21 protein-coding genes are annotated in these 21180 nt (G+C 42.2%); 15 read left to right on the forward strand and 6 right to left on the reverse strand.

All coding sequences use genetic code 11. The features are described 5' to 3' along the window. Positions 1-60 precede the first annotated feature (60 nt). The 9 genes from IEY40_RS16975 (at position 61) to nqrF (ending at position 10956) form a co-directional block, all read left to right on the forward strand. Positions 61-1134 (forward strand): DUF3626 domain-containing protein, encoded by a 1074-nt coding sequence (locus tag IEY40_RS16975; RefSeq protein WP_188958288.1) that lies wholly within the window; start codon positions 61-63, stop codon positions 1132-1134. A gap of 145 nt (positions 1135-1279) precedes the next feature. Then, positions 1280-3058 carry a heme ABC transporter permease/ATP-binding protein CydD gene (gene cydD / locus IEY40_RS16980; protein ID WP_188958289.1) on the forward strand — a complete coding sequence of 593 codons (1779 nt, stop codon included), beginning with the start codon at positions 1280-1282 and terminating at the stop codon, positions 3056-3058. A 101-nt stretch (positions 3059-3159) separates the two neighbouring features. After that, a complete protein-coding gene (gene cydC / locus IEY40_RS16985; RefSeq protein ID WP_188958465.1) occupies positions 3160-4860 on the forward strand; it encodes a heme ABC transporter ATP-binding protein/permease CydC in 1701 nt (566 codons plus the stop codon). A gap of 270 nt (positions 4861-5130) precedes the next feature. Beyond that, positions 5131-6507: a Na(+)-translocating NADH-quinone reductase subunit A gene (locus tag IEY40_RS16990; RefSeq protein ID WP_188958291.1), complete on the forward strand. Its 1377-nt coding sequence runs from the start codon at positions 5131-5133 to the stop codon at positions 6505-6507. Then, entirely contained in the window at positions 6507-7718 is a 1212-nt protein-coding gene (locus tag IEY40_RS16995; RefSeq protein WP_188958293.1) for an NADH:ubiquinone reductase (Na(+)-transporting) subunit B, read from the forward strand. The genes IEY40_RS16990 and IEY40_RS16995 overlap by 1 nt, the downstream gene beginning before the upstream one ends. Next, positions 7708-8475, forward strand: a complete 768-nt coding sequence (locus IEY40_RS17000; RefSeq protein WP_188958295.1) for a Na(+)-translocating NADH-quinone reductase subunit C — start codon at positions 7708-7710, stop codon at positions 8473-8475. Before IEY40_RS16995 ends, IEY40_RS17000 begins: the two co-directional genes overlap by 11 nt. Next, on the forward strand, positions 8476-9096 hold the full coding sequence (locus IEY40_RS17005; RefSeq protein ID WP_160053459.1) for an NADH:ubiquinone reductase (Na(+)-transporting) subunit D: 621 nt from the start codon (positions 8476-8478) through the stop codon (positions 9094-9096). It abuts the gene before it with no gap. A gap of 9 nt (positions 9097-9105) precedes the next feature. Continuing rightward, positions 9106-9714 (forward strand): NADH:ubiquinone reductase (Na(+)-transporting) subunit E, encoded by a 609-nt coding sequence (nqrE, locus tag IEY40_RS17010; RefSeq protein WP_188958297.1) that lies wholly within the window; start codon positions 9106-9108, stop codon positions 9712-9714. A 24-nt stretch (positions 9715-9738) separates the two neighbouring features. Further along, on the forward strand, positions 9739-10956 hold the full coding sequence (gene nqrF, locus IEY40_RS17015; RefSeq protein WP_188958299.1) for an NADH:ubiquinone reductase (Na(+)-transporting) subunit F: 1218 nt from the start codon (positions 9739-9741) through the stop codon (positions 10954-10956). A 107-nt stretch (positions 10957-11063) separates the two neighbouring features. Here the strand turns inward: nqrF and IEY40_RS17020 are convergent, their stop codons facing one another. Both IEY40_RS17020 and IEY40_RS17025 read right to left on the reverse strand, forming a co-directional pair. Beyond that, positions 11064-11243, reverse strand: a complete 180-nt coding sequence (locus IEY40_RS17020; protein WP_188958301.1) for a helix-turn-helix domain-containing protein — start codon at positions 11241-11243, stop codon at positions 11064-11066. A gap of 112 nt (positions 11244-11355) precedes the next feature. After that, the gene (locus IEY40_RS17025) at positions 11356-12036 is read right to left on the reverse strand and encodes a Rossmann-fold NAD(P)-binding domain-containing protein (protein WP_188958303.1); all 681 of its coding nucleotides are present in this window, start codon (positions 12034-12036) and stop codon (positions 11356-11358) included. Positions 12037-12192: 156 nt separating this feature from the next. Here IEY40_RS17025 and IEY40_RS17030 point away from each other — a divergent pair, with 156 nt between their 5' ends. Beyond that, a complete protein-coding gene (locus IEY40_RS17030) occupies positions 12193-12861 on the forward strand; it encodes a nitroreductase family protein (RefSeq protein WP_188958305.1) in 669 nt (222 codons plus the stop codon). A gap of 164 nt (positions 12862-13025) precedes the next feature. After that, entirely contained in the window at positions 13026-13412 is a 387-nt protein-coding gene (locus IEY40_RS17035) for a hypothetical protein (RefSeq protein ID WP_188958307.1), read from the forward strand. 75 nt (positions 13413-13487) lie between these two features. On the opposite strand, the gene IEY40_RS17040 is transcribed toward IEY40_RS17035, so the two are convergent. Next, positions 13488-14414 (reverse strand): LpxL/LpxP family Kdo(2)-lipid IV(A) lauroyl/palmitoleoyl acyltransferase, encoded by a 927-nt coding sequence (locus IEY40_RS17040; RefSeq protein ID WP_188958309.1) that lies wholly within the window; start codon positions 14412-14414, stop codon positions 13488-13490. Positions 14415-14519: 105 nt separating this feature from the next. Between IEY40_RS17040 and hldE the strand changes: the two genes are divergently transcribed. The 3 genes from hldE (at position 14520) to IEY40_RS17055 (ending at position 17637) form a co-directional block, all read left to right on the forward strand. Continuing rightward, positions 14520-15950 carry a bifunctional D-glycero-beta-D-manno-heptose-7-phosphate kinase/D-glycero-beta-D-manno-heptose 1-phosphate adenylyltransferase HldE gene (gene hldE, locus IEY40_RS17045; protein WP_188958311.1) on the forward strand — a complete coding sequence of 477 codons (1431 nt, stop codon included), beginning with the start codon at positions 14520-14522 and terminating at the stop codon, positions 15948-15950. Positions 15951-15953: 3 nt separating this feature from the next. Next, the gene (locus IEY40_RS17050; RefSeq protein ID WP_229777146.1) at positions 15954-16916 is read left to right on the forward strand and encodes a hypothetical protein; all 963 of its coding nucleotides are present in this window, start codon (positions 15954-15956) and stop codon (positions 16914-16916) included. A 247-nt stretch (positions 16917-17163) separates the two neighbouring features. After that, positions 17164-17637 (forward strand): TetR family transcriptional regulator, encoded by a 474-nt coding sequence (locus IEY40_RS17055; protein ID WP_188958313.1) that lies wholly within the window; start codon positions 17164-17166, stop codon positions 17635-17637. A gap of 226 nt (positions 17638-17863) precedes the next feature. On the opposite strand, the gene IEY40_RS17060 is transcribed toward IEY40_RS17055, so the two are convergent. Next, a complete protein-coding gene (locus IEY40_RS17060; RefSeq protein ID WP_188958316.1) occupies positions 17864-18562 on the reverse strand; it encodes a DUF3581 domain-containing protein in 699 nt (232 codons plus the stop codon). Between the two features lie 242 nt (positions 18563-18804). Then, on the reverse strand, positions 18805-19302 hold the full coding sequence (locus IEY40_RS17065) for an Lrp/AsnC family transcriptional regulator (RefSeq protein WP_188958318.1): 498 nt from the start codon (positions 19300-19302) through the stop codon (positions 18805-18807). Positions 19303-19449: 147 nt separating this feature from the next. Between IEY40_RS17065 and IEY40_RS17070 the strand changes: the two genes are divergently transcribed. Beyond that, positions 19450-19977: a peptidylprolyl isomerase gene (locus IEY40_RS17070; protein WP_101086083.1), complete on the forward strand. Its 528-nt coding sequence runs from the start codon at positions 19450-19452 to the stop codon at positions 19975-19977. A gap of 30 nt (positions 19978-20007) precedes the next feature. Here the strand turns inward: IEY40_RS17070 and IEY40_RS17075 are convergent, their stop codons facing one another. Beyond that, positions 20008-21159 carry an MFS transporter gene (locus tag IEY40_RS17075; protein ID WP_188958320.1) on the reverse strand — a complete coding sequence of 384 codons (1152 nt, stop codon included), beginning with the start codon at positions 21157-21159 and terminating at the stop codon, positions 20008-20010. Positions 21160-21180: the final 21 nt, after the last annotated feature.

Raw genomic sequence — 21180 nt, forward strand, 5'->3', positions numbered from 1 at the left:
ATGACAACCTTACTCCAGCAGCCTAGCTGAAGTGATTGAACGTTAAGGTATTACTGACTGATGAAATTAACGGCGTTATCACATATTGAGAAAACGGCATACGAGCTGCGAGATCATGCTCATGCCGTGCTCAAGAATGTGCTGTTAATGTCTAATATTTCCACCTTGGAGTTGCAGTTGGCCATGCGCCAATTATCCAGCCATAGCCGTGTTGCATTGCATTTTCATCCCGACAGAATTGATAACCGTGGCCTGAGTGTTATTGACGGCCTATTGCGTGACGGCGTCTATAAAAGCCAATTTGAGACCCATGTGTCTAATGGCCATTTATCTCCAGAGCTAGGGGGCTCTCGCGATCATTGGGAAAATCAATTGTTTGGCAATAGCTATGCTGGGATTAAGCATCGACCCAAATACGGCGCCCTCGATTTTGGGTTATGCCCTTTGGGACCTGCACCGCGCTTTGGTAGTTGTTATTTAATCACTCACTCGCAAATATTATCTCGTTGTACTTTCAGCTATATGGACTCTTATCGGTTACCCAAAGAAAAGGGAACTATAAAATGTTTTGATGCCATCTTAGCTGCACTAATGAGTGAAAGTTTTGAACGTCAATATGCCTTGGGCTGCGCTGGCCTTAAACCGAGTAAGTTAATTTCTCACTTTAGCCAGCATTTAACCGATCCTGTGACGTCGCGTTTTGACGCTATTACAAGTGGTAATTTAGATCATTATATCGAAGCACAAATTCACGGAGATGTGTTGTTAGATAGAGACATTGCTATGCTGGTGGCTGACCCGTCGTTTAATGGCAGCAAAATTGGCGATTCATTAGTGGCATTGTGTGACGAATACGACATCGAACTGCATTGGCACAATGGCAGGCAAATGCACATTGCCGATGTGCCTGATGATTTTCGGGGGGCTGGTATGCCAACACTGGCAAAAAGCATTGCAGAAGATGAAATCATTAATGCCGACATTATTGGCCGAGCGGCATATCAACTGCAAAAACAACCCACATCTTGGAGTGAACGCGGAGCGCATACAAAAAAGCTACAAGATTTAAAATTGTTATGGCATGTATTGGTTAAATACGGCCACACCCCCTCTAGTGAACCTTTTCTGTTGTAGTTTCAGCTTGATTTAAGCTTTAACTAAGAGTCTATTAGCAAAATGTGAATCAGTTAACATTTACACCGTTTAAGGTGTTATCTCTGACCCAGTGCTGCGATACTGCATGCGAATTTGGGACGAGAACCAACACAGCTGGAGCGTTATGGATAAGTCGTTAGAAAAGTCATTAACTCAGTGGCTTAAAAGCCAACAGTCTGCCTGTGGTATTTTCCTTAAGTTGTCTATTTTATGTGGTTGGCTCAACGGCGTTGCTATTGTTGGGCAGGCTTATTGTGTCGCACGTATTTTGCAGCAAGTGATTATGCAAAATATGCCTGTGCAAGTATCGAATATTGAATTTATTAGCTTAATGATTTTATTGCTTGTGCGTGCAGGATTAGCGCAAGTGCGTGAGCGAGTGAGTTTTGAGGCTGGTAAGCGCTTGCGCAGTGATATTCGTCAAGCTGTATTAGCTAAGCTTGTTGAGTTAGGGCCTGTTTTTATTAAAGGTAAGCCATCTGGTTCATGGGCTAGCCTCGTGTTTGAGCAGGTTGAAGATCTCCATGATTATTACGCCAAATATGTACCACAAATGATGTTAGCCGGTTTTATTCCTTTGCTTATTTTGGTGTGTGTGTTTCCACTGAACTGGGCTGCTGGGATTATCTTGCTAGCCACAGCGCCCTTGATACCTATGTTTATGATTTTAGTGGGCATGGGGGCTGCCGATGCTAACCGTAAAAATGTTAAGGCGCTATCACGTTTAAGTGGCCATTTTATGGACCGTTTAAAAGGCTTACAAACTGTTAAGTTATTCCATCGTGGTGATGCTGAGTTAGTCAATATCGAAACTGCTTCAGAAGATTTTCGTAGTCGCACTATGTCGGTTTTACGTTTAGCCTTTTTAAGCTCTGCGGTATTAGAGTTTTTTGCTGCAGTGTCGATTGCTGTGTTGGCGGTGTATTTTGGCTTTAGTTATCTCGACCATTTAGACTTTGGCCATTACGGTGCAAGTATAAGTTTATTTACCGGTATGTTTGTCCTCATTTTAGCGCCAGAGTTTTTTCAACCACTGCGCGATTTAGGCACACATTACCATGCCAAAGCACAAGCGATTGGTGCCGCAGAGACGTTAGTAGAACTACTCAATTATCAGGTCCAAGGCACTGAAATAACTGATAATAGCCAACCTAAAGCGCCATTTTCAGCCGACGCTATCAGTATTGAAGCGGTTGATCTTGAGGTGTTTAGTGTTGATGGTCAGCGTTTATTAGGGCCCATTTCATTTACGCTGCCCGCGGGAGAACAATGGGCTGTTGTTGGCCCAAGTGGCGCAGGCAAAACCAGTTTACTCAATGCTTTACTTGGTTTTTTACCTTACAAAGGCAGCTTGAAAATCAATCAGCAACCACTGTCGAGTATTCAATTAGCGGACTGGCGACGGCATTTAGCTTGGCTTGGCCAAGACCCACAATTATTTCATGGCACTGTGCGTGACAACGTGGCACTGGCAAATCCACAATTAACCGACCCGCAAATTATGACGCTACTTGATCAAGCCAATATTAGCGATTTTGTCACACAGCACACCCAAGGGTTAGATTTGATGATAAGCGATCAAAGTGCGGGAATTTCTGTAGGGCAAGCGCAGCGATTTGCTTTAGCGCGGGCGCTCGCCCAACCCGCCAAGTTGTTTTTACTCGATGAGCCCACCGCAAGTTTAGACGCTCAAAGCGAGAAGTTTGTGTTAGCGTCATTGCAACAAGCGATGCAAGGTGCGAGTGGGTTAACGGTTACTCATCGGTTAGATGATTTAAGCGCGATGGACAAGGTTTTGGTGATAGATAAAGGCGTTATTGTGCAACAAGGTCATGTGAGTCAATTACAACACAATGATGGATTGCTAGCGCAAATGATTAATCAGCAGCAGGAGGTGTACTAATGACTCAACCTACTGAGCAAACATCACCTCAAACGATATCTGCGCAAAGTACATCAACGCAAAGCACATTATCGCAAAGTACATTATCGCAAAGTACACCCTTGCGAGTATTAGTGCCGTTTTTAAAATTGTTTCGTCGCCAATGGTTAATGATGTTGACCGGCTTAATACTCACCTTTATCACTTTATTAACCGGTATTGGTTTGTTGTCGTTATCAGGCTGGTTTTTATCGGCTACGGCAATCGCGGGATTATCGATTGTCACAGCGCAAATGTTTAACTTTTTTACCCCTGCCGGTGGGGTTCGTTTTTTCTCTATTGCCCGCACTGCCAGCCGGTATGGTGAGCGTTTAGCAACCCACGAAGCGACATTTAAGCTACTTACTCAATTACGTATTTGGGCATGGCAAAAACTTTTACCACTTAGTGCTGCCAATCTGCAAGGCCTGCGTAAAGGTGATTTATTAAATCGCCTAGTTGCAGATATCGATACCTTAGATCATTTATATTTACGCTTGCTTACGCCTTTAGTTGCGTCGTTACTGATGATTGCAGGACTTTTTGCTTTTTTAGCTTGGTTTGATCTCAGCTTAGCTTTGAGTTTATGCAGTATTTTATTGTTAGCCTGGTGCTTACTACCCATGGTGTTTTATGCTCTCGGTAAAGCGCCTGGTCGGGCATTAATTGATGCGAAACAACAATACCGAGTGATGTTACTGGATGTGATTCAGGGGCAGGCGGAGTTAAGTCTATTTGCTGCTAACCGGCGCTATTTGGCCAAACTTGAGCAAGCGCAAACACGATTTTTTAGCCAACAAACGGCTATGGCCAATATTACTGGCTTAAGCCAAACCATGCTGATTTTGGTTAACGGCAGTGCTGTGCTGGTGATGTTATATTTGGCCAGTCAAGGTGTGGGAGATAAAGTGCCGCCAGGCCCTTTAATGGCATTGATGGTGTTTGCTACCATGGCCAGCCTCGAAATGATGATGCCTATTGCTGGCGCATTCCAACATTTATCTAGCACTCTATTGGCCGCACAACGTGTCACTGATGTGACCGAACAAACCCCAGCGGTGAGCTTTAATGCCCAAAGCATGCTTAAAGCACATTCAGGTGCACTGCAATTGCATCAGGTGCATTTTGCTTATCAGCCAAATTCGCCGATTTTACAGGGTGTTAATTTAACTCTTAATGTTGGTGAAAAGGTGGCTATTTTAGGTCCAACAGGCTGCGGTAAGTCGAGTTTATTTGGGCTGATTACCCGAGAATGGTTATCGCAACAAGGCAGTATTACCCTCGATGGTCACCCCATTGCCGATTACAATGAGGCTGAACTGCGCGCAGCAATGACGGTGGTTAGCCAACGTATTTATTTATTTGCGGGCACGTTGCGTGACAATTTAGCGCTGGCATTACCTTTTATTCAAGGCCAGCCGAAAAAGGCTCACGATGAGCGCTTTATAAATGTATTACAACAAGTGGGTTTGGGGGCATTGTTACAGGACGATAAACCTTTAGACATATGGATCGGCGAAGGTGGTCGACAATTATCTGGTGGTGAACAACGCCGAATTGGTGTTGCTAGAGCGTTACTGCGTGACGCTCCACTGTTGTTATTAGATGAACCTACCGAAGGGCTCGACAAACGCACTGAGCGCGAAATATTATCGTTATTATTGAATTTTGCAGAAGATAAAACCTTATTAATGATTAGCCATCGCACAACAGCCTTAGATAAAATGGATGCGGTTTATACCATTGAGAAAGGCATGTTACATCTCACAAATTCTGCGATATAACCTGTTAAAGTCCCCGTCAATACTGACATTTATGCCTGCTTGCTTTATTAGCAAGTAGGCATAAATGCACAGAAATGTAACAACCTTTCTGATACAAAAATTACATAAAGCGATTTCGCTTATTGCGATAAATTGATCTGCCTCACAAATTTGCAATTAGGTTATGTTCCAAAATTACAGCCTGCGCTGGGAGTGTGATCTTTGTTCATATATTAGCAGTTGCAAACATATACCATAAGCTATCGAAATTTTTTATAGATGGTGAATGACATGGCTGGTGTTGCAAATCCAGTGATAACCATTAAACGGGGGCTTGATATCCCGATTGCTGGTGAACCACTACAGCAAATAGATGGCATGCCTAAAACTACGCAAGTGGCGTTGATTGGCGAAGAATATGTAGGCCTAAAACCAACCATGATGGTTAAGGTTGGCGACCATGTAAATAAAGGCCAAACTTTATTTGAAGACAAAAAAACGCCTGGCGTGCGATTTACCGCGCCAGCGAGTGGTGTTGTCTCTGCTATTAACCGTGGTGATCGTCGAGTTTTACAGTCTGTGGTGATTGATTGCGATACTGAGCAAACGACCACAAAGGTTTTGCAACCACAGGTGCTTAGCAGTTTAAGCCTTGAAAGCGTTAAGCAAGGCTTGGTCGACAGTGGTTTATGGACTGCATTTAGAACCCGTCCTTTTTCGCGTGTACCACAACTAGACGCCACTCCAGCAGGTATATTTGTCACCGCCATTGATACTAATCCTTTGGCAGCAGATCCCCGAGTTGTTATCGCCACTCAAGTGGCAGCATTTGAGGCCGGGTTATATGTGTTGAGCATATTAACCTCTGGCAAAGTGTACTTGTGTCAGGACGAGGGTGAGTCACTGATTAAGCAAGCAAATGAATATGACTTATCAGAGATTAGCGTTCAACATTTTAATGGTGTGCACCCAGCGGGTTTAGTCGGTACGCATATCCATTATTTATTGCCTGCCAGTATCGAACGCCAAGTATGGCACCTGGGTTATCAAGACGTGATTGCTTTTGGCAAACTGTTTTTAACTGGCGAGTTGTATACCGACCGTATCGTTGCACTGGGTGGGCCAACGGTATTAAAACCTCGTTTAGTGCGTACTCAGCTAGGCGCCAAGTTAAGCGAATGGGTTAATGGCGAAATTGATCAACGTCAGTCGCGTATTGTATCTGGGTCTTTACTGTCAGGTCATACAGCGGCAGGGGTTTATGATTACCTTGGTCGTTTCCATAATCAAGTCAGTGTGCTAACTGAAAATGATCGCCAAGAGGTTTTACCTTGGGTGCGTCATGATAGTAATAAGTTTTCGTTAACGGGCATCATGATGTCTGGTTTTAGTCGCAGTAAAAAATTATTCGATTTTACAACTCATGCTGGCGGTTCTCCTCGCGCCATGATGGCATTTGGTCAACTAGACCACGTGATGCCATTGGATATTCTCCCCATTTTATTGGTGCGCGATTTAGTGGTACGAGATACCGATGAGGCACAACTTCTGGGCGCATTAGAGCTAGATGAAGAAGATTTAGCCTTATGTACATTTGTATGCCCAGGAAAGTATGACTTTGGTAAAGAACTTCGTGCTTGCCTAGATATTATCGAGAGGGAAGGTTAATGAGTCAGCAACAGAAAAAGCCCAGCCAAGATAGCTATTACGCTCATGGCGACTCGATGCGTAGCTTCTTACGTTCGTTATGGATAGCCAATGGCCGCAGCACTAAAGGCCATGTGCATATTCGTGATGCGATTGATGTTAAACGCACTATGCACATTGTGGGCATGTGTTTATTTCCGGCGATGTTATTTGGCATGTACAACTTGGGCCTGCAAGCTCAGGTCGCCATTATGGCCGGAGCTACGCAACCTGAAGCATGGCAACTGGCCATTTATAATTTAATGTTTGGCCCGTTAACGGAAAGCTCAGGTTTAATTAGTTTGTTTGCGTATGGTGCCAGTTTTTATGTGCCATTTTACCTCACCGCCTTGGTCGTAAGCCTAGTATGGGAGGTGGTATTTGCCAAAGTTCGCCGTCAAGAATTACACGAAGGCTTCTTTGTTACTGCGTTGTTGTTCTCGCTTATTTTACCCATTTCGACACCATTATGGATTGTGGCACTAGGCCTAAGTTTTGGTGTTGTGGTGGCAAAAGAGATGTTTGGTGGCATGGGGTATAACTTTTTAAACCCTGCGCTTGCGGGTTATGCATTTATTTATTTTGCTTATCCAACGGAAGTTGTCGCATTAGGCCAGTTTGTTGCTGTTGATGGGTATTCTGGCGCAACTACGCTAACGTTGACAGTGGCGAAAAAACTCAGCTTTGTTGATGTAAGTTGGTTTAGTGTGTTTAGCGACAGCACTTGGTGGAATGCCTTTTTAGGCTTTACGCCGGGCGCTGTAGGCGAAACCAGTACGTTAGCCATTTTAATCGGCGGTGGTATTTTGTTGCTGACCCGCGTAGCTGATTGGCGCGTTGTGGCTGGTGTGATGTTTGGGATGATATTAACCGTATTGTTGTTTAACTACTTTGGCTCAAGTAGAAACCCAATGACAGCAATGCCGTGGACATGGCATTTGGTGACTGGCGGTTTTGCTTTAGGGATGATGTTTATGGCAACTGATCCGGTTACCGCCTCATACACCCGCAAAGCCAAGTTTGCTTATGGTTTTATGATTGGTTTGATGACCATAGTTATCCGTTTACTCAATGCAAAAATGCCTGAAGGCATTATGTTAGCCATTTTGTTTACCAATTTATGGGCACCGTTATTCGACTACTTAGTCGCTCAAGCCAATATCAAACGGAGACTAAAACGTCATGGCCTTTAAAAAAGATACCGTTACTGGAACAATGATTTTTATCATCGTTTTAAGCTTAATTTGTTCATTTATGATCACCGGTACCGCCGAGATTTTAAAAGAGCGAAAGCTAGCCAAAAAGCGTGATGAAGTGAAGCAGTTTGTATTAAAAGCCGCGGGTATTGATATCAGCCAAGGTGATTTTAGCGATCTGTTTGAGCAGCGTGTTAAGCCTAAAATGGTTAATTTAGCCAGTGGACAAGTAACCGAAAAAGCTAATTTACTCGACTTTGATGAACGTATGGCGGCCATTAATCCTGAGACATCGACTAAGCCTAAAAAAGACATCGCCAAGATCAAAAGCATGGCAAATGATGTGCGTATTTTTGAGGTTTACGATACCAATAATCAACTGTCTAGCATTGTTATGCCGATTTACGGTAAAGGCCTGTGGTCAATTATTTATGGCTATATGGCGATTAAACCAGACCTTAACACTATTGAGAATATTGTATTTTACGAACACGGTGAAACCCCAGGTATTGCTGATTTTGTGACTGATCCACAATGGTTAGCCTTGTGGCAGGGTAAAAAACTGTTTGATGAAAAAGGCAAAATGGCAATTAAAGTCATTAAAGGCGGCGCCAAAGACGGTGATATTCACGGTATCGATGGTGTCAGCGGTGCAACCCGAACAGGTGTTGGGATCCAACGTTTAGTTGAGTTTTGGTTTGGCGTTGAGGGATATCAAACCTATCTACACGCTATTGCTGCGGAGGGTAAGTAAATGAGTAATAACACTTCTACTCGCGAGATTTTAACATCGCCAATATTTGAAAATAACCCCGTTGCCATGCAGGTGCTGGGTGTATGTTCAGCGTTGGCGGTGAGTAACTCAATGCAAACAGCATTAGTGATGACCTTAGCCGTGACCTTTGTACTGGTGTTTTCGAACTTAATCATTTCCAGTATTCGCCACTTTATTCCTAATAGCGTACGCATTATTGCGCAAATGACAGTGATAGCCTCATTGGTGATTATTGTCGATATGGTGCTGCAAGATGTGGCGTATGAATTGTCGAAGCAGTTATCTGTATTTGTCAGTTTGATTATTACTAACTGTATCATCATGGGCCGTGCAGAAGCCTTTGCCATGAAGCACCCGCCACATTTAGCTGTGGTTGATGCATTAGGTAATGCAATGGGGTATGGCTTAATTTTACTGGGCGTTGCTTTTGTTCGTGAATTGTTAGGCCGTGGCAGTTTGTTTGGTCACGACATACTCACCACCATTGAAAACGGTGGCTGGTACCTCGCTAACGAAATGTTCACGTTACCGCCGAGTGCATTCTTTTTAATTGGCGTGATGATTTGGGCCATTAAAGTCGTTCAGCGTAAGCGCAGATAAGGAAGCATCATGGAACACTATATTAATTTATTTATCCAAGCTGCATTTATCGACAACATGGCCCTGTCATTTTTCTTGGGTATGTGTACGTTTCTTGCCGTGTCTAAAAAGGTCTCTACTGCGTTTGGTTTAGGGATTGCAGTGATTGTGGTAATGGTACTTGCTGTGCCATTAAATCAAATCATTTACGTTAATATTCTTGCGCCAGGTGCATTAGCTTGGGCAGGTTTTGCTGAACTCAATTTAAGCTACTTGCAGCTGATTACCTTTATTGGGGTGATCGCTGCATTAGTGCAAATTTTAGAAATGTTTTTAGATCGTTACATTCCTACTTTGTATCAGTCATTGGGGATCTTTTTACCATTACTAACTGTAAACTGCGCCATTTTTGCTGGGGTTATTTTTATGGCTAACCGTGACTACGACTTAACTGAATCTGTGGTATTTGCATCGGGTTCGGCAGTGGGTTGGGCTGTGGCGATTGTATTACTTGCAGGCTTACGTGAGCGGATGAAGTTTCATGCCATACCTGATGGTTTACAGGGTATCGGGATTACCTTTATTACCACAGGGTTGATGGCGCTTGGGTTTATGTCTTTTGCTGGCATCACGTTATAACGCATTGATAAGAAGGGCTATGTAATGGAAATGGCAATTGGTATAGGCATGTTTACCATTGTGGTATGCATCCTAGTAATGGTGATTTTACTCGCCAAACGTAAGTTAGTTAGTACCGAAGATGTCACTATTAGTATTAACGGTGATGCTGATAAAACGGTACGTACGCCTGCTGGCGACAAGTTACTTGGCGCATTAGCAGGGCAACAAATTTTTATTCCATCGGCTTGTGGCGGTGGCGGAACCTGTGGCCAATGTCGAGTTAAAGTGAAGTCGGGCGGTGGTGATATTTTAGCAACAGAGCTTGACCATATTACCAAGAAAGAAGCCAAAGAAGGTTGTCGTTTAGCGTGTCAGGTTGCAGTGCGAACTGACATGGAACTTGAAGTAGACGAAGAGATCTTTGGGGTTAAAAAATGGCAATGTGAGGTTATTTCAAATGATAACCAGGCGACTTTTATTAAAGAGTTGCTGTTAAAAATTCCAGATGGCGAAGAAGTACTATTTAAAGCCGGTGGTTATATTCAAATTGAAGCCCCTGCGCATGAAGTGCGTTATGCCGATTTTGATATCCCTGAAGAGTATCGTGGTGACTGGGTTAAATACGGTTTATTCGACTTAGTGTCTAAGGTTGATGAAGACGTATTACGTGCTTACTCAATGGCAAATTACCCTGATGAAAAGGGCCGTATTATGCTTAACGTGCGTATTGCGACCCCACCAAAAGAAGGGTTACCACCAGGCAAAATGTCGTCGTACATCTTTAATTTAAAAGCCGGTGACAAGGTAACAATTTCTGGGCCATTTGGTGAGTTCTTTGTGAAGGAGACCGATGCTGAAATGGTGTTTGTTGGCGGTGGTGCTGGTATGGCGCCTATGCGTTCGCACATTTTTAATCAATTAAAAAGTGTTAAAACCAAGCGTAAAATGAGCTTTTGGTATGGCGCTCGCTCAACCCGTGAAGTGTTTTATCAACAAGATTTTGATCAGCTGGCTGCCGAAAACGATAACTTTGTTTGGCATGTAGCACTGTCTGATCCGCTGCCAGAAGATAACTGGACGGGATACACTGGCTTTATTCATAATGTGTTGTTTGAGAACTACTTAAAGCAGCATAAAGCGCCAGAAGATTGTGAGTTTTATATGTGTGGCCCGCCAATCATGAATGCATCAGTTATCGCTATGCTGGAAAGTCTGGGGGTTGAATCTGAGAATATCTTACTCGATGACTTTGGTGATTAGTGCCACGGTTTTCGTGGGGGTAATAGATTCAATGATGCGGTGAGATAACAAAAATCCCTAAGCGAGTTAAGCGCTTGGGGATTTTTTGTTTGACGGTGCTAATAACACTAACCTAAGCGTTCTGAAAAAGTTAAATAACGCATGACTTCCTCTTTATTAAAACTCAGCTCCTGGCCATTTTGCTCACTCGATAAAAGATTCTCTCGAGCGTAGCGTTTAATCGTTGTAGGACTTTTATCGAGTATTTTGCAGACTTCTTCTAAAGTTAAATAATCATTGTCACTCATATTCTTCTCCATCCTTATCGGTTGCTTATAGTCTAAAATCGTCATTACATCGTTAATCTATTGACTTCGTATAGCTTGTCCTGAGATCAGGTTATTTGAGATAAGTATAGGCTTAATGCTGACTGTTATGCATCATCACATTGGTGATTATTCTGGTAGTTGGTGCCGTTTGGGGTTTGAGCGCAACGTGGTACATAGCCTCTGCAACAGTGTTTGCATCAATCGGTTGGTATTTACGCAGTGGCCCAATAAATAGCCAGCCAAGGACACTAAATAATATTTGTCCTATGCCTTCTAAAAAACGCCCTTGAGCGCGCTCACCTAGCAATAAGCTGGGTTGGAAAATATTTAGCACGGGCAATTCCATTGCACTTAGCCCTTGTTCTAGTTCGCCTTTAATCCGATTATAAAACACAGTTGATTTGGCGCTGGCCCCTTGAGCGGTGACTACCATAAATTTGAGTGTGGGACTATTTTGGGCTTGGCATAATTTGGCAAAGGCTAATACGGCAAGTTTATCAACCTGAATAAAAGCTTCCTCGCTGCCGGCTTCCTTAATGGTTGTGCCAAGACAACAAAACGCATGGTCGATTTTTTCAGGTAAAGTTAACTCACGTAACTCATCTATTTGGCAGGCAATAAATTGCACTTTTTCTGCACCAAACTGATGCTCAACTAAGGCCGGGGTTGAGCGGCCAATTACGATAACTTTGCTGTACTGTTCACTTTCAATTAATTGGCTCAGTAATGCATTACCTACTAGGCCAGTCGCGCCCATTATCGCAGCAATCATATAATCCTTTATTAAGCATAAGCTAAAACGTTGAACTGTTGCTATTGACTGTAATCTGTCGGCGATAGGGATTCAATAAGAATATTTGTATAGCATTTTAAGTTATGTTTGTTAGCTTATAGCATTATCTCAATCGGCTTACTTTAAGGACATGTTATGACAGCTCATATGCCGCTTACCGATTTTATAGAATACCCGCAAGATGAAATGCTCAAACGTGCCCAAGATAACTACCAGCAAGTTAAGCGTCGTCACTCTATTAGGGCTTTTTCCGACAGGGTTGTACCGCAAGCCATTATTGAGCAATGCATATTAGCCGCAGGCACAGCACCAAATGGCGCGAATCATCAACCTTGGCATTTTGTGGCGATTAATAGCCCTGAGATAAAAGCACAAATTCGGCAACAAGCTGAAGCGTTAGAGCAGGCTTTTTATGCTGGACGAGCAGGAGAAGAATGGTTAGATGCGTTAAAGCCATTGGGCACCGACGCGAATAAACCTTATTTAGAACATGCGCCCTGGCTTATTGCGGTCTTTAGCAAAAAACGCAGTGAAGATGAGGGCGAGCAAAAAACAAATTATTATGTGCATGAGTCTGTAGGCATCGCGACCGGTTTTTTAATTCAAGCATTGCATCATGCTGGGCTAGGTACATTAACACATACCCCTAAACCAATGAGCTTTTTGAGCAAAGTGTGTGGCCGAGACAATGATAACGAACGACCTTATATGTTAATTATTGCCGGTTATCCTGCAGATAATGCTACGGTTCCACAACACGCCATAGATAAAAAGTCATTGAATGAGATTTGTGATTTTATATAGCGGTATTATCACTAAGCATCATCATTCATACTTTTGATGGTTAATAAGTTGTTTATGATTGTATATGGGCTGAGGGGATAACGCTCTGCTTTAGCTTGAGGTACTATTGCAATCGTGAACGGTTTCACGGTATGCAAATTTGAAGTGTATTAAATGGAGTTAATATGAAATTATCAAGCGCGGTACTGACATTTGCTTTAGGTGGCATGATGTCTATGTTGGCAGAAGCTGACAATCAAGCTCCCCAATCAACACAAGGCAATTTGGTTGAGCTGTCGATTAAACTTAATGATGACTCAATTGGATTAAGCTGTTTGCCGAAAACAGAGGCAGCAGGTGTGAGTGCAGATTGGGTTGTTGAATGCAATCGCTTGGCTTATGCCTATCTCAGTGCTAAATCTGCCGAAGGAGTGATGTTTCTGCGTCAAATTAATACCAAACCATTTGGTATGGCCGCAGATTTTATTGCCACCAATTTGATGCAAAATCCGGCTGGATTTAAAGCGGTAAATATCTCGCAAGATTTTGAGTTTACAACTAAAAAAACTTAAGTCATCAATGCAGCTTAGCTTATTAAGCATAAAGAAAAAGCGCTCAGAGGCGCTTTATCTTTATGGTGATTGGCATTATTTATACAATGAAGGTGAGCCTTTAACTGGTCTGGTTTTAAATCGTCGATGGAGCCACATGTATTGGCTTCTGTTGCGATTAATTAATTGCTCAACAATTTGATTACCGCGAATGGCATCATCGGTTTCGTTGTCGCCAGGAAAGTTGTCGAGTGCCGGCATGATCTCGAGATTATAGCCGGTGTCATCAGCGTTACGTTCAACAAAAAAAGGTAATACGTTGGCTTTACCTAATCGAGCAAGCGAGGTTGCACCGGTAATTGTCGCGGCATTTGGTACGGCAAAAAATGGGATAAAAACCGCACTTGAGCGGCCAAAATCTTGATCAGCGGTGTACCAGATGACATCTGGAGCGCGCAAACTGCGGATCATTTGGCGTACATCACGCTTAGGGACTAAACCTTTATTTGAGCGCAAACGACCTTTAACTTGTAAATACTCCATCACCGGGTTGTTATGCGGACGATATACTCCAATTCCGGGAGCAAATTGACCAAAGATACGCGCGCCCATTTCAAGTGGTAAACAATGCACTGCAAATAAAATCACCCCTTTACCATTGTCTAAGCTATTGCTGACATGCTCTGTGCCTTTTATCGTCATGTGCTGTTGAATACGCTCATTTGACCACCACCAAGCATTAATAGTGTCGAATAATGCTTTGCCAGTTTCTTCAAAGGTACTATCGAGGAGCTGCTGCTTGTCTGTTTCGCTCATGTCAGGAAAACACAAATCAATATTTCGACGAGCGGTATGAGCACGACTTTTAGCGAATTTTTTAACTAGGCGACCAATGGCGCTGCCCATTTTCATTTGCCAACGCAAGGGCAGTAATAAGGTGGTGCGCATTAATAAAACGCCAAACCACATAGGCCAATGTTTAGGATGATATAAATCAGAAGAAAATTCGGCTTTTTCTACCACAGATGACTCGTCTTGTTCACAAAAATTATTTGTTATTCTAACTCATTATTCTGATGAAAATTAGGTACAATTACGGTTAAATTTTTGCAACACAGTGAATACACAATGAAGGTTTCTCTCCCAGCGTTTGAAAATGCGCGTATTTTAGTGATTGGGGATGTAATGTTGGATCGCTATTGGGTAGGTCCAACTGGACGCATTTCACCCGAAGCGCCTGTGCCTGTTGTTAAAATTAATCAGATTGAAGATAGGCCCGGCGGAGCTGCTAACGTGGCATTAAATATTGCCGCTCTGGGCGGGCATGTTCATTTAGCCGGCCTTGTTGGTCAAGACGAAACCGCCGAAGCTCTAACTCAAGGAGTCAAAGTATTTGGGGTTGAGCCGCAATGGTTAAGTGTTGCCGATAAGCCAACGATTACAAAATTACGTGTTTTGTCTCGTAACCAGCAATTAATACGTTTGGATTTTGAAGAGTCGTTTGATAAGGCCAGCAGCCAAGCGCTGTTTGACCAAAGTGAAACGATTTTAGATAACGTTGATGTATTAGTGCTATCTGATTACGCCAAAGGCGCGATTCACGAGCCGAAAGATTTTATTGCCAAAGCTCGCGCGAAAGGCGTGACCGTATTGGTCGATCCTAAAGGTCATGATTTTGCGCGCTATCACGGTGCGTCACTCATTACACCTAATATGAGTGAGTTTGAAGCTGTGGTCGGTACCGTAACGGGTGAAAATGATCTGATTGAAAAAGCTCAAGCGCTTATAAAGTTACATGATTTTAAAGCCATTTTAGTGACACGTTCAGAAAAGGGCATGACCTTGGTGTCTAAAGACCAACCTGAACTGCATATCCCAACCGTTGCCCGTGAAGTGTATGACGTGACAGGGGCAGGTGATACTGTGATTTCTGCATTAGCCACATCGATTGCTGCTGGTGCGACTTTAGCGCAAGCATGTGCCATCGCTAATACCGCAGCAGGTGTGGTTGTGGGCAAACTTGGCACCTCGACAGTGAGTCGCATTGAGCTTATTCAAGCATTAGCGCTGAATCATGGCGAATCTGGTTTTGGTGTGATGACGGAAGATCAATTAGCGTACGCAATGGAGCAGGCCCGTTTACGTGGGGAACGTATTGTGATGACTAATGGCTGTTTTGATATTTTACATGCCGGTCATGTGAGCTATTTACAACAAGCTAAAGCCTTGGGCGATCGCTTAATTGTGGCTGTAAATAGCGATGATTCCGTAACGCGTTTAAAAGGCCCTGGTCGTCCTGTTAACCCTGTCGATCGCCGTATGGCTGTATTAGCAGGATTAGCTTCTGTGGATTGGGTTGTGCCGTTTGCTGAAGATACCCCGCAACGCGTGATTGCCCGCTTATTACCTGATGCACTCGTCAAAGGTGGCGACTATAAAGTAGAAGATATTGCTGGTGGCGCTGAAGTAATTGCTGCCGGCGGCAAAGTCGAGGTGCTTGGTTTTGAAGAAGGTGTATCAACGACCGCAATTATCCAAAATATTATGTCGAAAAAATAATTGATGGTTAAACACTGGCAATGGTTATTCATCGGCCTTATCGGTAACTGCACTAGCGTTGCCAGTGAAACCTTATCGACTCAAACAGCAGCTTCTATTGAACTTAAATACCCTGTAACGGCGTCATGGCAAATCGATGCAGTCAAAGGATCCCCTCATTCTCAGGGGGAATTTACAGATATAGGTAACAAGCGTGCATTAATTTGTCATTTATCTCAATTAACAGCTTGCCTAAAGCGATTGCCGATACCCCTTCAAAAGCAGCAAGTATTTTCGTCGAAAGCGATCCGTGCTGCCATGGGGTATAAAAGTGCCATGGTGTTATCGGCTATTGATGAGCACATTGCCGGTATCATTGTCGTTAATCCGACCAAAGATATTGCCGAGCAAAGTGGTTCGATAGGGCTAACGACTTATCAATTGCCTTTACCTCAACAAGCGCAATTAACGCTGTGGCATGAGATTGGGCATCTACACAATATACGCCTACAAAACAAAATATTACCGAACTCATTAACCGAATATCAACATGAATGGCTAGCCGACTTATATTTACTGTGGCGTATTGCCCAGCACTATTCTCAGCTTGATCTTGCGTGGCAACAATTTCACCGTCGCAATCTGGCGTTAATTAACGATAGCGGTAATTTATCTCACTGGAGTGCGCCACAACTTCAAATAGTACTAACTCACTACACTATTGAGCAATTACAGCATTTTATTCGGTACGATGATTTTATTGCTGAGGTGTATCCATTGATGCCTATATGGTCGTCACGCGACATGGGGGAGTTTTCGAGTTTAGTGCAACGAACATTTGGTGCTGGCGTTGTTCAACCTTTACCTGGATATATGTTTTGGCGTCAACCTAAGTTAGTTGAAGTCCTATCGCCAACACTTGAACAGCTGATGGGCAAAGACTCGGCGCAGCGATGGCTACAAAATCAATTCAGTACAATTCAATAATTTGTAACTCTTTGTGACTCAAAAAAAACACATCATATTTTACCGTACGCAAATCATTTGTCAGACAATTTCTATAACCTTTGATTTTAAAGGGGTAAACCATTAGTTATCGCGATAATGTTCTGTTTTGCACGTTCTTTCTGGATATTGTACGGTTAAATATGTTGTAAACTTGCTAATTCTTAGCAGAATTTTCTAGTATGGTCTGGTAAGCTCTTGCACCAAAATAATTAGAGAGACCACGTTTATGGCCAAGCGTTCACGCGTTGAAACTGAGTTAACCGTTAACCAAATTTTAGACGAAGCCTTTAAACAAATCCTCACGATTGGTTTTGAAGCAATGTCATATACCACTTTATCTGCAGCCACTGGGGTAAGTCGAACTGGTATTAGCCATCATTTTCCACGTAAAACGGAATTTTTAGTGCGTTTAGATGAACGCATAGGGCAGTTTTTCATTGAGGGATTAGATTTTTCTTCAATTGAGTCATTACAGCAATCTTGGTATGCATTGATGCAACAATCCGAGCGCAAAGCCGTATTACAACTATTTTTTAGTTTGTGCGGCAGTGTTGATGACAATGTAAAAACGCTTAAATCGCTTAACATGGCAAAAGAGACTGCAATCAGTCATTTTGCTGAGGCAGGTAGCCAATGTGTTGAGCAACTAGTTGGACACAGTGCATTAGCACTATTAAATGATGGACAAACTGCGCAATAAAGCTATTGAGTGTAGTAAAAAATTTGGCTAAGTAGTCATTTTACCTGTAAGTAACACATCGGTGTTTAAATTGACGTTATGATCAATAAAACAACGATACCATTACCTGAAGTGCGGCAATTTAAAAGTTAAATTGAGCGTAAAACAGGATAGCTAAATGGTCAAAAACGCGAGCTAAACACAACGTGTCGCTCGCGTTTTTATTTTGCGTATGAATAAAAAACAGTTAACGCTGTTTTCTACTTTCATAGGCGTCACACAGCAGTTGTGCTTTTTCATCGTCATATTCACGTAAACCACTTAACACCAAGGTTTTCATCCCGCTACCAATCACTTTACCTTCGCTTTGCAGTTCAAATGTTAAGGTGACATCGCCACGTTTGCCATTAATGACTAGGGCCTGATCAACTAAGTGCAAACTCATTGTTGTAAAATCAAAATGATCAAGATGGAACGACATGCTCTCGTAAATAACCAATGGGCGGTCTGGGTTAATCATCACTTGATGTTGCTTCATCATTGGCATTAACACATGGATGAAGTTAAGCCCTGAAAACGCGACATAACTTTTAATGAATGCCGCGGTTTGCACATCGCATTTACATACCTCACCCTGGCGTTCAATATGCAGATACTCTTTGCCTTTGGTATCACAAATACTGAATTTTTCAGTGACGCTTTTATCAAGATGAAGTTCGACATTATCACCCACCATACCTGCAAACTTAAACTTCATGTTCGCGCTTAAACCGTATTCTGTTAATACTAATGCAAACAGTAAGTCACCAGGTACACAAAAACGTTTGGCACCAACGTCATGAATAGGGTTAAAGTCTTCAGCCACTTTTTTGGCAAAGTCACTTGCTTGCTGTGCAGAGATAAACACACTTTGATCTTGCTTAGTAAAATAAGGTGATAAAAACATAAAGAATAATTCTTATTGGTCAGTTGTCTGCTATCGCACCGCAGCGGTTTGTTACTGATTATGCAGCAATAAACATGCTTATGGGCAACAATATATTAATAAAATAGTTAATTGAGCCAGAGTGTACTTTAAAACATCAAATAAACTCACCCGATGACTAGGCTGTACACCTTTCGCTTCAATTTAAGCGTGTTTGATTGGAGCAAAATTAATCAGCAAAGCACAACAGACCTAGACTCTAATTACATATCTTTCCATTGCAAATTATTCAACGGGTATCCACCAAACCATTTTGGCTCATCGAGTACGAAATGAGAGGCGATATTTTCGATGCCTAAATCTGCTTGTAAAAGCTCATCACAAAAGTCATTAAATTCTTCAATAGAAGTGCAAATGACAAAAGCGATATAATCAATTCCACCATTCACTCTTAAGCAGTCGACAATTTGAGGGTATTTTTTTGCAGAACGCTCGAAAATAGAGCAGTTTTGATAGGTGTTACTCTTTAGCTTGATATTGATATAGGCTTTTACATTAACGCAGAGTTTATTGATATCTAACGCCATAACATACTGTAATATATAGCCGCAATCTTCCATCGCTTTTACTCGTTGTAGGCATGCACTGGGTGACAAACCTACCCGTTCAGATAATTCGTTATTACTAATTCGAGAGTTATTCTGTAGTTCAATAAGAATATTTCGATTTATTTTATCCAGTTTGACAGGTTTTTTTATCATTCATCTTGTCCTTTTATGCCTTGCAAAAGAATAACCTGATTTGTAGGCATTATTCACCAAATAACTCAAAATAGTTAACATGTTTCCGATTAAAATTTTTAATAAATATATGATAATTATTAAATTATGATTCTCTGGAGAGTATAGGTGATACATAACCCAAAAGTAAAAATACACACTGACATTGGCGACCTCATCGTTACTCTATACGCGGATAAAGCCCCCGTAACAGTCAGTAACTTCTTAAATTATGTCCAACAAAAGCGATTCAATAACTCGACGATATTTCGAATTGTCACTGAAAGTAATGCTGAGCAGCCTGAAGATGCCAATACAAAAATTCAAGTGATCCAAGCAGGATTACCGCCCGAACATCCATTACTTTTACCGCCGATAATCCATGAGTCAACAAAAGATTCTGGGCTTTCACATACTCATGGCACCATCTCGATGGCGAGATTTGAACCGGGTAGTGCAGATGGTAGCTTCTTTTTCAGTGTTGGGGATCAATTAGAACTTGATTATGGTGGTAAACGTTATAGTGACGGCCTTGGTTTCGCTGCTTTTGGCCGAATTACTGACGGGATAGACGCGTTAACAAGTATTTTTGAACAGGCAGAGCCACAAGAATATCTTAAGAACGAAATCACTATAAAATCAATAGCCTTGATTTGATTTCAAGGCTATTTCGTTTATGGGATAGCCTTATTTTGATTGGTAAGCTAAAGGGAGCATTAATATAAAACACGCAACAAAACAGATAGATCCCATTACATTTACCCCTAAGTAGCTAAAGTCTAACATAATTTCACTTGCCACAATCGGACCAACAATGTAACCAACACCAACCCAAGTTTGGGCTGCAGTAATATATTTTCCTGAGTGGTCGGCATCAGAAATAATCGCAAAAGTTCTTGCGCCAACAATACTCCAAAAGAAGCTGAATATACTTAACAAAGCTAAATATTTAAATTCACTGACGTCAAAAGACACAACAATCAAACAAGCACTCATCAACACAATAGAGAGTAGTAACAGCAAAGTGCTCTTGCCTTTAATATTTAACCAAGCAAAAAATAGCGCCCCCAATAAGCCCGCTATCATAGCAAGGGCGAGAGCTTGAGAAACATAATCTAACGACAATCCCGCATCCGTACCCACAAAGGATATGTAGCTCCACGTACCGCCAATACCGATGTAAAAACAAAATAAACCAGCAAGTGCAATAAGAAAGTATCGCGTGGGAATTGTGTTTATAACGTCATCATTTGTAAGCTTATCTTTGTAGCTTTGGCTGTTTTTGGGTAAGTTGTTGATGACAAATAATGGTGTTAAATAAAATATTGCCATGGCGACAAATACTCCCTGTAGCTCAGCAAATTGATAAATAGGTGTAACAGCTACCAGCCCGAGTGCTTGAACGGCAACGACCACCGCGGTATAAAACCCAAACCAACGATTCGGGTTAGTCGTCATCCCGATTGAAGTGATGCCAACGGCCACGAGTAAACCTTCACCAATGCCTGCTATAACTCGAATGAGGCACAACACCAAAAAATCACCGGTATAGGCTGATGCCAAATTTGCACAGCAACTCAGTAATACTCCGGCAATGACGATATTCCTGAAATTAAGCTTTGCAACAAATGTTGAAAATACGAGGGTAGCCACCACGATACCCATCGCATCGGTAGCGGCTAAATACCCCACTTGCACATTTGTCAGCTTCATTGTTAATGCAATAACTTCTAAATATACAGGCAAAAATAATAATACTAAGTAACCAATTGGAGCGGTTAATAAGCCTGCTAAACCAAATGCAAAATCTTTGGTTTTATGAATTGGTAATGTAGACATATAATCCTTTTGTTTTTAGAA

This window comes from Shewanella ulleungensis (assembly GCF_014648315.1).
Lineage (GTDB): Bacteria > Pseudomonadota > Gammaproteobacteria > Enterobacterales > Shewanellaceae > Shewanella > Shewanella ulleungensis.

What these genes read in the sequence shown, in the direction of transcription:
- IEY40_RS16975 (WP_188958288.1), top strand. Translation starts at nt 61, where the DNA reads ATGAAATTAACGGCGTTATCACATATTGAGAAAACGGCATACGAGCTG.
- cydD (WP_188958289.1), top strand. Translation starts at nt 1,280, where the DNA reads ATGGATAAGTCGTTAGAAAAGTCATTAACTCAGTGGCTTAAAAGCCAA.
- IEY40_RS16990 (WP_188958291.1), top strand. Translation starts at nt 5,131, where the DNA reads ATGGCTGGTGTTGCAAATCCAGTGATAACCATTAAACGGGGGCTTGAT.
- IEY40_RS16995 (WP_188958293.1), top strand. Translation starts at nt 6,507, where the DNA reads ATGAGTCAGCAACAGAAAAAGCCCAGCCAAGATAGCTATTACGCTCAT.
- IEY40_RS17000 (WP_188958295.1), top strand. Translation starts at nt 7,708, where the DNA reads ATGGCCTTTAAAAAAGATACCGTTACTGGAACAATGATTTTTATCATC.
- IEY40_RS17005 (WP_160053459.1), top strand. Translation starts at nt 8,476, where the DNA reads ATGAGTAATAACACTTCTACTCGCGAGATTTTAACATCGCCAATATTT.
- nqrE (WP_188958297.1), top strand. Translation starts at nt 9,106, where the DNA reads ATGGAACACTATATTAATTTATTTATCCAAGCTGCATTTATCGACAAC.
- nqrF (WP_188958299.1), top strand. Translation starts at nt 9,739, where the DNA reads ATGGAAATGGCAATTGGTATAGGCATGTTTACCATTGTGGTATGCATC.
- IEY40_RS17020 (WP_188958301.1), bottom strand. Translation starts at nt 11,243, where the DNA reads ATGAGTGACAATGATTATTTAACTTTAGAAGAAGTCTGCAAAATACTC.
- IEY40_RS17025 (WP_188958303.1), bottom strand. Translation starts at nt 12,036, where the DNA reads ATGATTGCTGCGATAATGGGCGCGACTGGCCTAGTAGGTAATGCATTA.
- IEY40_RS17030 (WP_188958305.1), top strand. Translation starts at nt 12,193, where the DNA reads ATGACAGCTCATATGCCGCTTACCGATTTTATAGAATACCCGCAAGAT.
- IEY40_RS17035 (WP_188958307.1), top strand. Translation starts at nt 13,026, where the DNA reads ATGAAATTATCAAGCGCGGTACTGACATTTGCTTTAGGTGGCATGATG.
- hldE (WP_188958311.1), top strand. Translation starts at nt 14,520, where the DNA reads ATGAAGGTTTCTCTCCCAGCGTTTGAAAATGCGCGTATTTTAGTGATT.
- IEY40_RS17050 (WP_229777146.1), top strand. Translation starts at nt 15,954, where the DNA reads ATGGTTAAACACTGGCAATGGTTATTCATCGGCCTTATCGGTAACTGC.
- IEY40_RS17055 (WP_188958313.1), top strand. Translation starts at nt 17,164, where the DNA reads ATGGCCAAGCGTTCACGCGTTGAAACTGAGTTAACCGTTAACCAAATT.
- IEY40_RS17060 (WP_188958316.1), bottom strand. Translation starts at nt 18,562, where the DNA reads ATGTTTTTATCACCTTATTTTACTAAGCAAGATCAAAGTGTGTTTATC.
- IEY40_RS17065 (WP_188958318.1), bottom strand. Translation starts at nt 19,302, where the DNA reads ATGATAAAAAAACCTGTCAAACTGGATAAAATAAATCGAAATATTCTT.
- IEY40_RS17075 (WP_188958320.1), bottom strand. Translation starts at nt 21,159, where the DNA reads ATGTCTACATTACCAATTCATAAAACCAAAGATTTTGCATTTGGTTTA.